The organism is Pantoea sp. X-Soil-TKNS-1207, from assembly GCF_059730485.1.
In genome coordinates this window covers 1,861,236-1,875,290 of the sequence record NZ_AP035958.1, presented here as the reverse complement: position 1 = coordinate 1,875,290, position 14,055 = coordinate 1,861,236, and the positions used below count along the sequence as shown (strand labels likewise).

Genomic DNA, 14,055 nt, shown 5'->3' with positions numbered 1-14,055 from the left:
TGCCTGCGTAATACGCGCAATGCTTAAAAATTATTTAGTGACTAAGGTTATTATAAATTCAGAAATAACCAGAAACAGCGTATGTATAAAAAAATGATCACGCTAATTATTAGGCTGTTCTGTTTGATTGTTATTGAACAAATAGACATAGCCTTGTGCTATTTCAGGTTTTAACTCGCGTTAAAAACCATAAGAAAACAATATAAATAAAATTCAATAAAATCATATAAATAAGTATTTAATTCGCATTAGTAACGTCGTTTCAAAGGATAAGTAAAAACAATAAACATTCCCGTATATTGGAATTGGAGATTACTTTTCGCACAAAAAGCCAATCCGAAATAATTAGTTACATTTATTGCACTTTTGATCCTGAACCTTTTGTGTCATTTTCATTTCGCCCCATAGCAGGGCAACAATTAAAAAATAACACAGGGTAAAAATTAAATGATGAAGCGCTCTTCACTGGCAGCAGTTATGCCGTTACTGCTGGGACTTTCTACGGCTCACGCCGCCGAAATCTATAACAAAGATGGCAACAAGCTCGACCTGGTCGGTAAAATCAACGTTTCACACCTGTTCTCAGAAGATAACAACAATAACGGTGATACCTCCTCGTACACCCGCCTGGGTTTCAAAGGTGAAACTAAAATCACCAACCAGCTGACCGGTTATGGTTTCTGGCAGTACCAGTACAGCCTGAGCAACTCTGAAGCCGGTGCGGATTCGCAGAGCGGCAACCGTACCCGTCTGGGCTATGCGGGTCTGAAATATGGCGAGTTTGGTTCACTGGACTACGGTCGTAACTACGGTCTGGTTTACGATGCGCTGGGCTACACCGACATGCTGCCGTTCTTCGGCGGTGACTCCGGTTACACCGATGCGTTCCTGTCTGGCCGTTCTACCGGCGTGCTGACCTGGCGCAACAAAGGTTTCTTCGGCCTGGTGAAAGGTCTGAACGTTGCCGCACAGTACGAAGGTAAAAACGACCGTACCGATTCCACCATCGCCGTACGTCGTTCCAACGGTGACGGTTTTGCCCTGTCTACCTCGTATGATTTCGACTTCGGCCTGAGCCTGGTCGGCACCTACGCCAGCCTGGATCGTACGGATACCCAGAACGAAGCCACCCGTGGCCGCGGTGAGAAAGCGCAGCACTGGGCTACCGCGATCAAATACGACGCTAACCAGTTCTACCTGGCAACCATGTATGGCCAGACTCAGAACGCAACCCCGATTTCTGGTGGCTTCGCCAACAAAGCGGTCAACTTTGAAGCGGTGGCACAGTACCAGTTCCTGAACGGTTTCCGTCCGTCTGTGGGCTATGTCTCTTCCAAAGGTAAAGACATCGAGAACATCGGCGACGCGGATATCATCAAGTACACCTCAGTGGGTGCGACTTACTACTTCAACAAGAACATGTCTGCCTACGCCGAATACCGTATCAACCTGTTGAAAGACAACAACCCGCTGGGTCTGGCGCACGACGACATCTCTGTTGTCGGTCTGATTTACCAGTTCTAAGCAGCATTACCCTCATTACCGCGTCCGGCCCGTGTCAACCGGACGCCCCCAGGGGCAGCGCAAGCTGCCCTTTTCTTTTTCCTGAATTTGCGTACCCGATCATGTTCGAGGACGCCACAGCCCTGACGTCAGTGCTATTTATCTCGCTGAATTCTTAACTCAGGAGAATGAAGCAAATGTGGAAGGTCGTGTTCTGTTGTTTAATCGCGCTCGCCTCGATAGCGGCAAGCGCAGGTCAGGTTGGCTTTCAGCAAATCACCCTGGCGGGTTCCGCTGCGCGCGAGCTGAAGGTCGCTCTCTGGTATCCCACCCAGGCTGTCGGACATGAGGTGATGGTCGGAGGAAATGCCGCTTTTATTGGCGCACCCGTGTTGCCGCAGGCCGCCCCCGCACCGGGCCAGCATCCCCTGCTGTTGCTCTCGCATGGTTATGGCGGCAGCTGGCGCAATCTGAACTGGCTGGCGCAGGCGCTGGCCGCACAGGGTTATATTGTTGCGGCGCCGGACCATCCCGGCACCACCACGCAAAACCGCAACCCGGCTGAGGCGGCAAAGCTCTGGCTCCGTCCTGATGATATTGATCGGGTGCTCGATAAACTGCTGGCGGCCCCTGCGCTCGCCGGTGAGGCAGATAAGGCGCGGATTGCCGCCATTGGTCACTCGCTGGGCGGCTGGACGGTGATGGAACTGGCGGGGGCGCAGTTTGATGCGCAGCAATTCATCACGGATTGCCGCCAGCATCCGCAACTGGCGGATTGCAAACTCACCGCGACGCTGGGGATTGACGCCACCCAGGCGCAGCAAAAACTCGCCGCTTCGCAGCGCAATCCGCACATCAGCGCCGTGGTCTCGCTCGACCTCGGGCTGGCACGCGGTTTCACACCCGCCAGTCTCGCGGCGCTTCCCATCCCGGTGCTGGTTTTATCCGCCGACAGGGACTCCACAGAACTGCCTGCCACGCTGGAGTCGGGTTATCTGGCGCACGCCATTCCGTCACAGCGGGTGACATTTGCCCGTATCCCCGGCGCTACGCATTTTAGCTTTATGCAGCGCTGCCAGCCGGGCGCACGGGCGCTGATTGAGGCCGACTCGCCCGGCGACGGTATTATCTGCCAGGACGAAACCGGGTTCGCGCGTCAGGATATTCATCAACTTGTGCTGCAAAAAATCGCTGATTTTCTCAGTCAGACGCTGGATTACCGCCCCCGTTCTGCCGGAACGCCGTCGGCGTCATCCCGGTGATGCGCAGAAATTCACGGTTAAAGTTGGATTTGGTGATAAACCCGGTGTCCTGCATCACGTCAGTCACCGTCCGCGTTGAAGTCATCAACAGCTGACGCGCGCGTTCGATGCGGAAGCCATTGACCCACTGCGACACATTGCAGCTGTGGGTGGCGTTGATGGCACGGGAAATCTGGCGCGCGGGAATCCCGGCTTTGCGCGCCAGCATATTTAAGGTGAGATTGGCATCGAGAAACAGTTGCTTCTCCCTGATCAGCCTTTCCAGCTGTGCGCTTAACGCTGCCAGCTCAGGCGTGGCGATCGCCTCCTCCATCGCGGCGGGCATCACCGCCCCGGCCGCGGGCCGGGTTCTGCCTGCCAGCACAATCGCCAGCGCCAAAAAGGGCAGCATCACTCCCTGTAACACGGCGATCAGTGGGGGCGCGAATTGCCCCTTATGGAGCAGAAATTCCAGTGCCACCAGCAAATCGGTCAACGCCGAGAAACACAAAAATATGCCAGCCAGCATCGCCATAACGGCGGTTAATGGCGCGGCACTGAGCCGGGTCAGTACCAGCCGATCGCTGCCACGGCTGCCGAAGCTGATCAGCGCAATACCATAGGCGGTGTAGAGCAGGAACAGCAGCGCATCGATAGTCGATGGCCAGCATAGGCCGCCGATCAATACCAGCGCCACCGGCAGACCATGCCACCCTCTGCGCCACGATTTTTCCGGGAGCGTCAGCTGATGAAAGCATTGCCAGGCGATGGCGGGTAACAAGGTGGCCAGCGCCACCCGCGCCAGTTTCAGCAGCGGATGCGGATATTCCCAGCGCAACGCCCCCACCGCCAGCAGCAAAATGCAGGGAATAAGGAACAGGATGGCGGCACGATAAGTTTGCCGATCCGCGCAGCATAATTTCAGCAGCAAAAGCAGCAGCAGAGAGAGGGTGACAACCGGGAAAGGCACCGCAGGCATGTTGAGAGCATCCATTCAGGAAAACCAGCCGCTATCTTACAGGGTCAGGTCATCGGATTCCCGCGCTTTCCTTAAGGGGCCAGCAGGTCAAAACGTGCCGCTTCTGGCTGATCCAGCGAGAAGGGTTGCTGTACCTGCAAGGTAATCCAGTTTGATGTGGCCTGGTTTTGCTTGCTGTCCTGCAAGGTTACCGCCAGACGATAGCTGTTGCTGGCGCCAGGGGTGCTGTCCCACGCCGGGACAATGATGCTCCAGCCTTGCGGATCGTTATTGTTGGCGGGCGGCGTCAGACTCAGCGCACGGGTGTCACCCTGCCAGCTCACGCCGGTGATCGGGTTCAGCGAGCGGATTTGCAGCTTCAGCGGCAGGTTTTCGCCGCCGTTCAGCTGCCACGGCGGCGTGGCGAGAAACACCGACAACGTTTTGCGCTGGCGGGACTCCAGCACCGGCGAGTCGCTGCGCGTGACGATATCGTAACGGCTGCCGCGCAGGGAACGTGCCGCGGCGACGTTGTCGGCGCTCAGCTGCTGACTCAGCGCCACGCCAAAACGGTAGTTCAGGCGCAGGCCGAACTGCTCCTGGCTCTCGCCGTCGCTGCCGGTCTTATGGCTGGCGGATACGGTGATTAACGGCACCGGCGTGTAAGAGAGTCCCAACGTCAGCGCCGAGGGATTGCGGTAGCCGGTGCCGGAATTAAACAGATCAATATCCTGCCCCAGATATTGCTCCCAGCTGACCGAGACCCCCAGCTGACGATAAAACGGTAAATAGCCCTGAGTGGTGAAGTCATAGCCGCGCGCGATACGCTGCTGCTGTGCCGCGCTACTGTCCTGCCAGCCGGAAAGCGGATAGTAGTAGTTGGCTGAAAAACGCAGATAATCCGCCCAGGCTTCTGTGCCAAAGGAGCCGCGATCCAGCCCGCTATCAAACATATGGTCGACAAAGGCGTTATAACCGAGCAGCCAGCGACCGGCCTCCCAGCGCTGCCCCAGACCGGCATTGCCCACCAGGCCATAATCGGTCTGATGAAAACCCAGCTGGCTAAAGGTGAGATAGCGATTACGTTCGGCCCAGGGGGTAAGCAGCTCCGCGCCGCTGCCGGTGAATTTACCGTTGCTGTCGACGGTAAAATCGATGCTGGCGGTGCCGTAGGGCGAGAGTATTGACTGCCCTTCACTCTCGACGCGCGTCGCCACTTCGTCCCGCAGATGATTGAATGCCCAGATCCCCGCCTGATGACCAAAGGTGGTATCGGTGCTGTTTTCACTGGCTTCACCAATACTTTTGGCAATATCCGCCAGTTTTTTCGAGAAGTTTTGCGTGTCGTCCTGATAGCCCAGCGCCGGCAAATCGTCCGCCATTTTCTGAAAGCGCGCCGGGTCGCTAAAAGGCGCAGCAGGGACGCTGGTGTCGGTGGTCAGCGCCTGGGCGGCAGGCACAGCGACAAGCAGTGCAGCAGCACTGAGGGTAAAGCGCAGGGATAAGGGCGTTAAAACAGCTGGCAACATAGCAAAATCAGGTTTCGATTCAGTTCAAAATTAGAGGTATCTCACAAAACCATGCCTGTTTACCTTAACATATTCCTGACAGAACGCAGGGCTGAAGTCGGTTTATCCGCCGTTTTCGGACGATTGTCCGTTTGTGGCGCGCATCTTGCCCTGAAGGTCACTCAACAATCATCCGCACCGTTTTACCGCTTTGCTGCACCATGCCAACCTGGGCATCAATGGTGAACGTATCTGTTTTTTGGTGCACCGTATCAGAAAGTCGGGGGCGAGAGACATGCAGCAATTTCGCGGCGTCAGCCTGTTTATGTCCGCTGGCTTCCATCCCGTTTTTGCTTGCCGCCCTAAGCTGCTTTTTCAATTCAATCGCCTGGGCTAGCTCGCGATCAGTTTCCGCAGGTAGCGCAGCAGCCTGGCGTCGAATCCCAGATCAGCAAAGATATTGTCTGCAGGGCGGGTGATATGTGTGGTGGTTTTGTTGATATCTTTCATCATTTTTTACTCCGTTCATCAACCAGCGCCTGGTAGCGGTCCTGATCTTTTCCGGTCAGTAACCAACCATCGAGCGGATATTGCAGGGTCGCCATTAATGGCGACCCGCGACATAACCGCGCACTATCAGGAAAAAATCAGGCCGCCATCAACGTTAATGGTTTGCCCGGTGATATAACGCGCATCGTCGGACGCCAGAAACGCCACCAGCCCGGCGACATCCTGCGGCTGACCGGCGCGCTTCAGCGGAATATTCTGCACCCACTCCGCCATCAGCTCGCCTTTGCCGTACTGCTTCTTCTCGCTGCTGAGGATCTCGCCCCAGACCCGATCGTTGTAATCCCACATCTCGCTCTCAATGATACCGGGGCAAAAAGCGTTGACGGTGATATGCCAGGGCGCCAGCTCCAGCGCCAGACTCTGCGTAATGCCAATCACCCCCATCTTGCTGGCCGCATAGTGCGGCGTATAAATAAATCCCTGCCGCCCCTGGCCGGATGAGGTATTGATCAGACTGCCACTCCCCTGCTTCACCATATACTTCGCCGCCTCGCGGCAGCACAGCCACACGCCCGTAGTGTTCACCGCCAGAATCTTTTCGAAGTCGCTTTTTGGCATCGTGTCGAAGCGATCAATGGTGATCACCCCGGCATTCTGGATCGACACATCGATAGTGCCGAATCGCTCTGCCGCCTGCTGATACAGTTGCTGCACCTCGGTTTCATTGGTGACATCCACCTGAAGTGCCAGGATTTCGCTGCCATAGTGTTCGGTGAGTTTTTCTGCCGTCGCAAACACCCGTTCGGCATTGGACACCATCACCAGCCGGGCGCCGTCACTGGCAAAGCGCTCAGCAATGCCCGCGCCAATACCGCGACAGGCACCGGTAATCACCACCGTTTTTCCACTAAAATCACGCGTCATATTGCCTCCTGTTATCCGTGAGTGGCTTCAGACAGGGCGGCTGATTGCTGCTTTTTTTCGTGCCTGCGCAGCAGCACCACCTTGCTTTGTAATTTTTGCTGGAACTGGTCGATGACCACGGCGGTGACAATCACCAGCCCCTTGATCACCATCTGCCAGAAATCGCTGACGCCCATCATCACCATGCCATCCGCGAGGAACACAATCACGAACGCGCCGATAATGGAACCAGACACCCGGCCACGACCACCGGCCAGCGCGGTGCCGCCCAGCACGGTGGCGCCAATCGCGTCCATTTCAAACATATTGCCGGTCATCGGGTGGGCGGTTTGCAACTGTGACGCCACCACTAACCCCACCAGCGCCGCGCACAGACCCGAGAAGGCATAGACGAAGACTTTCACCTTAATGATCGGCACCCCGGCCAGCCGCGCCGCCGACTCATTTCCGCCGGTGGCATAGATATAGCGTCCCAGCGGGGTTTTCCGCGTCAGATACAGGCCGAGCAGCAGGAAAGCGACCATCAGCCAGATCGGGATATAGACGCCCAGCACCGTGCCGGAGCCGAGTATCGCAAAACCGGTGTTGCCCAGCGCAGGCATACCGACCAGATTGGAGTAGGTGCTGCCATCGTTGAACAACAGCGCGGCGCCACGCGCGACATACATCATGCCGAGGGTGCAGATAAAAGGCGCAACGCCGAGCCGCGTCACCACCGTGCCATTGATCAAGCCAAGCAGGATGCCAAACAGCGCCACCACCAGAATCACTTCGGGCACGTTGAAAAACATCACGTTACCGCCCCATAGCGGCAGGCCATTGGTGAGCAGTGCCCCCGCCACCATGCCGCAGATCCCCGCCACAGCGCCCACCGACAGATCAATGCCACCGGTCAGGATCACCAGCGTCATGCCGATCGCCAGCAGGCCGGTGATCGCCACATGTTGCGTCATAATCAGCAGATTGGAGGTGGTCAGAAAGTTCGGCACCATCAGGCTGAAAAAGCCGATAACTATCAACAACGCAATAAACGTGCGCGCCTTCAGCAGGTACATATACAGCAGATATTTTTGATTCATTTTTCCTCCCTCAATCATGCGGTGTCGAGGCGCTAATCAGGGCTTCCCTGGTCGCCTCGCGCCGTGGCAGATCGGCGGTGATACGGCCATCGGCCATCACCAGAATGCGGTCTGCCAGCGCCATCACTTCATCCAGTTCGGAGGAAGAGAACATCACCGCCAGCCCTTGTTGTGCCAGGTTGCCTATCAGGTGGTAAACATCGGTTTTGGCGCCCACATCAATGCCGCGCGTTGGCTCATCCAGCAGCACCACCTGCGGCCCGGTCATCAGCGCTTTACCCAGCACCACTTTCTGCTGATTCCCGCCGCTGAGTGAGGTGATGGGAAGCTCCGGATCGCTGACCTTGATCGCCAGATGGCCAATCATCTCATCCACCCGGCGCTGCTCCTGCTGCGGGTTGAGCAGACGCAGCGCGCGACGAAACCCACGCAGGCTGAGTTCGGTCAGCGTCATATTGGCGGTGATCGACATCAGCTGCACCACGCCCTCGGTCTGACGATCTTCCGGCACCAGGGTGATGCCTTTTTTCAGCCGCTGCTGAAAGTTATGTTTGTCGAGGGTTTCGCCATTCAGGCTGACGCTGCCCGACTGACAATGCATCATGCCAATCAGTCCTTTGAACAGCTCGGTACGCCCGGCCCCCAGCAGCCCATAAATGCCAATCACCTCGCCCTTGCGCAGCGAAAACGACACGTCATTGAGTTTGTAGCCGCCGTTCTGATGCAGCGCCGTCAGGCCGGTGACGTTCAGCACCGTGCTCCCGAGGGGAGCCGGTTGATAATCGAAGTGTTTTTTCTTATCGCCCACCATCTGTTCGATAATCCAGGGAATGGAGGCATCGCGCACCGGCCGCTCGCTGATAAAGCGCCCGTCACGGAAAATGGTGATGTGGTCGCCAATCTCCATCAGCTCCTCCAGCCGGTGCGAGATATAGATGATGGTGACGCCGCGCCGCTTCAGCTGCTCAATCACGTTGAACAGCACTCGGACTTCCGACTGACTGAGCGCGCTGGTCGGTTCATCCATAATCAGCACCCGCGTGTCTTTCGACAGCGCGCGCGCAATCTCCACCAGTTGCTGATGACCAATCCCCAGCTCCCCCAGCGGCGCGTAAGGGTCCACATCCAGCTGCAACCGCTCCAGCAGCGATTTCGCCAGCGCATACTGATATTTCTCGTTAATCACGCCACGCTGGAAAAACTCATTGGCGATAAAGATGTTGTCCATCACATTCATGTTGGGAAACAGGTTCAGCTCCTGAAAGATGATGCTGATACCGTGCTGCTCCGCCTGGTGGGTCGAGTTGAGCGTGACCGGTTCGCCATCCAGCAAAATCTCGCCGGATGACGGCGTTTCCACCCCCGCCAGCATCTTCATCATGGTGGATTTACCCGCGCCATTTTCGCCAATCAATACGTTGACCTGATTGCGATACACACGGTAGTTAACCTGGTCCAGCGCGGTGACGCCGGGATAGATTCGCGAGACGTTGCGGGTTTCGATAATCACATCCGGCTGCCCGCTGGGCTGAGGATTTTGCATCGCCGTCTCCTTATTGCCGGGTGATTTGCGCCGGGGTGATATCCGGCGCCTGTTGCGGAATGTCCCAGCTGCTGAACACCCCCGCCAGCGCCACCTTATCGCCCACCTGCGGTTTAAAGGTCTGCATCATGCCGGAGGCCTGCTGGTTGATGGCGCGGCCATAGTCGCCAAACAGCACCTGATCGTTGAAGTCCTGATAGCTGGCGCCTTTATAGGCATCGCGCAGCGCGGTGCCGCGAATAATCGGCCCCATCTGCACCGTCACCTGCTCGCCGGAACTGTCCTTCAGCGTCATTTTTCCACTGCGGGAGGTGGTGTTCACGTTGGTCACCTCACCGCTGACGCTGACGCTAAACACGCAAGGGTTCTCCTCCTGGCTGCGGTAGCCGTAGGTTTTACAGGCGGTGTCAAAATCCTTCGCCGACTGCAATTCTTTCATCAGCTGCCCCAGCGGTTTCGCATCATGCGCCACCTGCGGCACCAGCTTCTGCTGCCAGGTCTGCGCAATGTTGGCCATTTTTGGATTGGGGGGATTTTTCAGGTCGGCCAGCTCCTGCTGCGACACAATGCGGCAACCGCTAAGGATCACGACAGGAAGCAGTAACCAGAGTCGTCTGTACATCACATTCTCCCTGGCGCCCGCCAGGCGGGCGCGCCTTGGTTGACTCACGACTTATAGTTAAAGTCCTGCACGTTCTTCGCATTGTCCGGGGTAATAAGGATGCCGCGGAACATCACCCGCTGTTTCTCCGGTTTGGCGCCTTTCTGGATGAAGTTATCGAGATCGGTCACGCCCTCGGCGGCAATCGCCTGCGCCTGGAGCATCACGGTAGCCTTGAGCGAGCCAGCCTCCACCGCATCGCGTTCATCGTTGCTGCCGTCGATACCGACCACGGTGACATCGTTACGCCCCGCCGCTTTCAGCGCGGCAATCGCCCCCAGCGCCACCGGCCCGTTGCCGCAGATCACCCCTTTCACATCCGGGTGCGCCTGTAGGATGCTGTCCATAATGCGCTTGCCATCAATCAGCGTGCCTTTGGCATCCTGGCGCGCCACGCTCTGCATATCGGGGTACTGGTCGAGAACCTGGTGGAAGGATTTGGAGCGGGTGACGCAGTTGTTGTCGGCGAGGTTACAGGTCAGTTCGGCGTATTTGCCCTTCTCCCCCATCTTCTCAACAAAGACGTTGGCGACATCGGAACCGGCCTGAAAGTTGTTATGGGTGATCTGCACCAGCGCCACATCATCGACCGGGATTTCACGGTTGATCAGCACCACCGGAATCCCCGCATCTTTGGCTTTTTTGATCGCCGCCACGCTGGCCGTGGAGTCGGCGTTATCCAGCACGATGCCCTGCACTTTTTTACCGATCGCAGCGTCGATCAATTCGCTCTGCTTTTTCACATCTTCCCCGTGCGACAGCACGGTAGTTTTGTAGCCGAGCGCCTGCGCCTTCTGGTCGGCCCCTTTGGCTTCAGACGCGTAATACGGGTTATCCAGTGAATTCACCAGGATCATGATGGTGCCTTTGTCCGCCGCGAGGCTGACATGCGAAACCAGACAGCTGGCAATAGCAGTAAACAGCAGGGTACGGGTTTTCATGGTGATGTTCTCGCATTGTAGTTTTTGCAGGGTAAGAGCCTTCTCTGGTGCAGGCGCGGGACTACCAAATGGTGAAACCTCCGTCGATCATCAGATCGGCGCCGGTGATCATGTCGCTGCCGTTACTGGCAAAGAACAGCACGGCGGCGGCGATTTCGTCGGTATAGGCAAAGCGCCCGAGCGGGATAAGGGTTTTCATTTTTTCCCCCTTCTCGCCACGCCAGGCTTTTTCTCCCATCGGCGTCAGCACCACCGTGGGCGACAGGGTATTTACGTTGATGCGGTGCGGCGCAAACTCTTTGGCCATCACTTTGGTCATGCCCAGCAGACCCGCTTTGGCCGAGGTGTAGGCCACATGGTTGTCGATGGCGATGGAGGCCGCCTGCGAGGCGATATTGATGATCTTGCCGCCGTTACCGGCACGAATCATGCGTTTACCGGCGGCCTGGGAACACAGAAAGGGGCCGGTGAGGTTAACGGCGATCTGCTTCTGCCATTCGTCAAACGCCGTCTCCAGTACCGGCTGCAACATCACGTAACCCGCGCAGTTCACCAGGATATCGAGCTGGCCATAATGCGTTTCGACGGCGGAAAACGCCGCTTCAACCGAAGCCGGATCGGTCACATCACAGCACACCAGCAGCACGCGTTCGGCATCAAACTGGCTGCGGACGCTGGCGACTTTGTCACTTTCGAATGGCGGATAGAGCAGCGCCAGCCGGGCGCCTTTTTCCAGCAGCATCGCATTGCTGGCCATGGCGATACCGCCGAGGCCGCCGGTAACCACCGCCACTTTGCCGCTCAAATCCAGGTCGGTGTTCACGCCGTAGCGCAGATTGACATCATATTCCCCACTCATCCTCACTCTCCCTGGTTGTTTGTCGGCAGCTCTGATTATCGCTGGCCGGGTTGATATTCAGGTCACTCATTTTCGAACAAAAATATAAGCTATCGTTTGTTAATGGTTTGTGGGTGAGATCAAATTTCATACAAAATACGGCAATAAATTTTATCCTGATGTTTTTTATTGATTTTTAACAAAATAAAGAAAAATCAACATGGATAAAGCCGCTGGCAGGCTTCTGCGAAATCAATCTCATAATGAATTGTTATTTTCGTTCGAAAATCCATGCTTGTGCGAGTCACCTCGCAAATCACAAAAGCGCAGAGTAAAATCAGCTCGGGTTTCTTTTTCGCTGAGACCAGACCGTGATTGGAAAAAGGGAGCGTTTCGATTGAAAAGCAAAACTGAGCAGCTGGCCGACATGCAACAGCGCCGTGAGAAGATCCTTGAGATGATTCGTGAAGACGGCACCGTCACCGTAAAAGCGCTGACAGAAACCTTTGGCTTAACCGAAGCGACCATCCGTACCGACCTGCGTATGTTGCAGAAGGCCGGGCATGTGCAGCGCTACCACGGCGGCGCAACGCTGATGACCGGCAAGCAAAATACCGGCGCGCTGCTGCTGGAACGTCAGACCCATCTGGAGGAGAAAGAGGCGATTGGCCGCCTTGCCGCGCAGTACGTGGAGAACGGCGACACGGTGATTTTCGATTCAGGCACCACCACCACGGCGATTGCCGAGGCCATCGGGCATATCCGCCGCCTGTCGGTGATCACCACCGCGGTGAACATTGCGCTGAAGCTGGGCGGGGAGCCGGGGATCAACATTTTGCTGACTGGCGGCACCTTTAAGTTTCCGACGCTCTCCACCTCAGGGGAGAAAGCCGCGTCGTTTTTCGAGAATGTGCTGGCGGAGAAGCTGTTTCTGGCAACCGCCTGCATTTCGCCACGGCTGGGATTAAGTTTTCCCAGTGAGACCGATATCAAGGTAAAGATGGCGATGATTCAGTCGGCCAGCACCGTGTATGTGGTGGCGGATTCCAGCAAGATTGATAAGGTGTCGATGTTTGCGCTGCCCTGCGACTGGAGCCATATCCATTATCTGATTACCGACAGTGGCATTACCCCGGCACAGATTGCCGCGTTTGAAGCGCTGGGAGTGCAGGTGATGGTCGCCCCGCTGGCGGTGGCGCAGCGGCGGGCGATGTAAGGCAGGGGCGCATAAATCCAGGTGCGCATTAATGCGCACCCTACAGTTGTAGGGTCGCCATATATGGCGACCTGGTGTATTAAAACCCTAAACTATCCAGCAGATCGTCAACCTGATCCTGGTTAGCCACCACACCGGGCGCATCCGTATGGATTTGCGGACCGTTCAGCAGGCTGGAGCTTTGCTTACGCTGCTCAGCACTCACTTCCGGCATGTTTTCCAGCAGCACCATCAACAGCTGGCGCTCAATTTCCTGGATCACATCCATCATGCGCTTAATCACCTGACCCGTCAGATCCTGGAAGTCCTGCGCCATCATGATTTCCAGCAACTGCTTGTTGGTGAACGCGGTGTGGTCCGGTACGGCGGTAAGGTATTCGCGCGTATCCGAAACCAACTCGCGAGCATCCGCCAGCTCAATCGGGTTTTCAAACCAGGCATCCCAACGGCCTTTCAACTGGTTAGCACCGGCTTCCAGTTTGTCCTGGTGTGGCTGCGCGGCTTCAACGCAGTTAAGCGCACGATCGGCGGCTTGTGCCGTCATCTGCACCACGTAATCCAGGCGATCACGCGCATCCGGAATGGCTTCCGCAGCATCGGCAATCGCCTTATCCAGACCCAGCTCGCGCAGGCTGTCACGCAGCATGCGCGTCAGTGATCCAATGCGGGCAATGATGTCGTGTGCCGAGGCATCCTGTGTTGGTTTCGGAAGGTCGCTCATCACATCTCCTTACATACCCAGTTTTTCGAAGATCTTGCCCAATTTCTCTTCCAGTGTGGCCGCAGTAAACGGCTTCACCACGTATCCGCTGGCCCCGGCCTGCGCCGCCGCGATAATGTTCTCTTTCTTCGCTTCTGCGGTCACCATCAGCACCGGCAGCTTATTCAGCGTGCCGTCTGCACGGATGGTTTGCAGCAGTTCCAGACCGTCCATGTTGGGCATGTTCCAGTCAGAAATCACAAAGTCAAAGCCGCCTGCGCGCAGTTTGCCCAATGCATCCGCACCGTCTTCTGCCTCTTCAACGTTATTGAATCCCAGCTCTTTTAACAGGTTGCGGACGATACGACGCATCGTATTGAAGTCATCCACCACCAAAAAGCGCATATTTTTATCAGCCATATCTACTCCTGTG

Annotated in this window: 14 protein-coding genes; 3 read left to right on the top strand and 11 right to left on the bottom strand. The window is 56.4% G+C overall.

All coding sequences use genetic code 11. The annotated features are described in order from the left end of the window. The first annotated feature begins 447 nt into the window (after nt 1–447). Together AC6I8V_RS08805 and AC6I8V_RS08800 are read left to right on the top strand one after the other, a co-directional pair. Complete coding sequence (locus tag AC6I8V_RS08805) at nt 448–1,524, top strand: porin (RefSeq protein ID WP_497845489.1); 1,077 nt, start codon at nt 448–450, stop codon at nt 1,522–1,524. A gap of 176 nt (nt 1,525–1,700) precedes the next feature. Then, nucleotides 1,701–2,765 carry an alpha/beta hydrolase family protein gene (locus AC6I8V_RS08800; protein ID WP_497845488.1) on the top strand — a complete coding sequence of 355 codons (1,065 nt, stop codon included), beginning with the start codon at nt 1,701–1,703 and terminating at the stop codon, nt 2,763–2,765. Here the strand turns inward: AC6I8V_RS08800 and AC6I8V_RS08795 are convergent. From AC6I8V_RS08795 to AC6I8V_RS08755, 9 genes are all read right to left on the bottom strand, one after another. Further along, nucleotides 2,704–3,738: a helix-turn-helix domain-containing protein gene (locus AC6I8V_RS08795; protein ID WP_497845487.1), complete on the bottom strand. Its 1,035-nt coding sequence runs from the start codon at nt 3,736–3,738 to the stop codon at nt 2,704–2,706. The two genes, AC6I8V_RS08800 and AC6I8V_RS08795, sit on opposite strands and share 62 nt — an antisense overlap. A 56-nt stretch (nt 3,739–3,794) precedes the next feature. Then, nucleotides 3,795–5,231 (bottom strand): YchO/YchP family invasin, encoded by a 1,437-nt coding sequence (locus AC6I8V_RS08790; protein WP_497845486.1) that lies wholly within the window; start codon nt 5,229–5,231, stop codon nt 3,795–3,797. A gap of 157 nt (nt 5,232–5,388) precedes the next feature. Next, nucleotides 5,389–5,595 carry an XRE family transcriptional regulator gene (locus AC6I8V_RS08785; protein ID WP_497845798.1) on the bottom strand — a complete coding sequence of 69 codons (207 nt, stop codon included), beginning with the start codon at nt 5,593–5,595 and terminating at the stop codon, nt 5,389–5,391. 251 nt (nt 5,596–5,846) lie between these two features. Next, entirely contained in the window at nt 5,847–6,644 is a 798-nt protein-coding gene (locus AC6I8V_RS08780) for a glucose 1-dehydrogenase (RefSeq protein WP_497845485.1), read from the bottom strand. Nucleotides 6,645–6,655: 11 nt separating this feature from the next. Continuing rightward, nucleotides 6,656–7,723, bottom strand: a complete 1,068-nt coding sequence (locus AC6I8V_RS08775; protein ID WP_497845484.1) for an ABC transporter permease — start codon at nt 7,721–7,723, stop codon at nt 6,656–6,658. 10 nt (nt 7,724–7,733) lie between these two features. Then, nucleotides 7,734–9,266, bottom strand: a complete 1,533-nt coding sequence (locus AC6I8V_RS08770; RefSeq protein ID WP_497845483.1) for a sugar ABC transporter ATP-binding protein — start codon at nt 9,264–9,266, stop codon at nt 7,734–7,736. A 10-nt stretch (nt 9,267–9,276) separates the two neighbouring features. Next, entirely contained in the window at nt 9,277–9,888 is a 612-nt protein-coding gene (locus AC6I8V_RS08765; RefSeq protein ID WP_497845482.1) for a DUF2291 family protein, read from the bottom strand. Between the two features lie 44 nt (nt 9,889–9,932). Further along, the gene (locus AC6I8V_RS08760) at nt 9,933–10,868 is read right to left on the bottom strand and encodes a D-ribose ABC transporter substrate-binding protein (RefSeq protein ID WP_497845481.1); all 936 of its coding nucleotides are present in this window, start codon (nt 10,866–10,868) and stop codon (nt 9,933–9,935) included. A 61-nt stretch (nt 10,869–10,929) separates the two neighbouring features. Beyond that, complete coding sequence (locus AC6I8V_RS08755) at nt 10,930–11,727, bottom strand: GolD/DthD family dehydrogenase (protein WP_497845480.1); 798 nt, start codon at nt 11,725–11,727, stop codon at nt 10,930–10,932. A 376-nt stretch (nt 11,728–12,103) separates the two neighbouring features. Here AC6I8V_RS08755 and AC6I8V_RS08750 point away from each other — a divergent pair, with 376 nt between their 5' ends. After that, nucleotides 12,104–12,922, top strand: coding sequence for a DeoR/GlpR family DNA-binding transcription regulator (locus AC6I8V_RS08750; protein ID WP_497845479.1), 819 nt, complete (start codon nt 12,104–12,106; stop codon nt 12,920–12,922). A gap of 79 nt (nt 12,923–13,001) precedes the next feature. Here the strand turns inward: AC6I8V_RS08750 and cheZ are convergent, their stop codons facing one another. Together cheZ and cheY are read right to left on the bottom strand one after the other, a co-directional pair. Beyond that, a complete protein-coding gene (gene cheZ / locus AC6I8V_RS08745; protein WP_497845478.1) occupies nt 13,002–13,643 on the bottom strand; it encodes a protein phosphatase CheZ in 642 nt (213 codons plus the stop codon). Nucleotides 13,644–13,652: 9 nt separating this feature from the next. After that, complete coding sequence (gene cheY / locus AC6I8V_RS08740; RefSeq protein WP_497845477.1) at nt 13,653–14,042, bottom strand: chemotaxis response regulator CheY; 390 nt, start codon at nt 14,040–14,042, stop codon at nt 13,653–13,655. Nucleotides 14,043–14,055 lie beyond the last annotated feature (13 nt).

Coding starts and splice junctions, on each gene's coding strand:
- AC6I8V_RS08805 (WP_497845489.1), top strand. CDS start 448: ATGATGAAGCGCTCTTCACTGGCAGCAGTTATGCCGTTACTGCTGGGA.
- AC6I8V_RS08800 (WP_497845488.1), top strand. CDS start 1,701: ATGTGGAAGGTCGTGTTCTGTTGTTTAATCGCGCTCGCCTCGATAGCG.
- AC6I8V_RS08795 (WP_497845487.1), bottom strand. CDS start 3,738: ATGGATGCTCTCAACATGCCTGCGGTGCCTTTCCCGGTTGTCACCCTC.
- AC6I8V_RS08790 (WP_497845486.1), bottom strand. CDS start 5,231: ATGTTGCCAGCTGTTTTAACGCCCTTATCCCTGCGCTTTACCCTCAGT.
- AC6I8V_RS08780 (WP_497845485.1), bottom strand. CDS start 6,644: ATGACGCGTGATTTTAGTGGAAAAACGGTGGTGATTACCGGTGCCTGT.
- AC6I8V_RS08775 (WP_497845484.1), bottom strand. CDS start 7,723: ATGAATCAAAAATATCTGCTGTATATGTACCTGCTGAAGGCGCGCACG.
- AC6I8V_RS08770 (WP_497845483.1), bottom strand. CDS start 9,266: ATGCAAAATCCTCAGCCCAGCGGGCAGCCGGATGTGATTATCGAAACC.
- AC6I8V_RS08765 (WP_497845482.1), bottom strand. CDS start 9,888: ATGTACAGACGACTCTGGTTACTGCTTCCTGTCGTGATCCTTAGCGGT.
- AC6I8V_RS08760 (WP_497845481.1), bottom strand. CDS start 10,868: ATGAAAACCCGTACCCTGCTGTTTACTGCTATTGCCAGCTGTCTGGTT.
- AC6I8V_RS08755 (WP_497845480.1), bottom strand. CDS start 11,727: ATGAGTGGGGAATATGATGTCAATCTGCGCTACGGCGTGAACACCGAC.
- cheZ (WP_497845478.1), bottom strand. CDS start 13,643: ATGAGCGACCTTCCGAAACCAACACAGGATGCCTCGGCACACGACATC.
- cheY (WP_497845477.1), bottom strand. CDS start 14,042: ATGGCTGATAAAAATATGCGCTTTTTGGTGGTGGATGACTTCAATACG.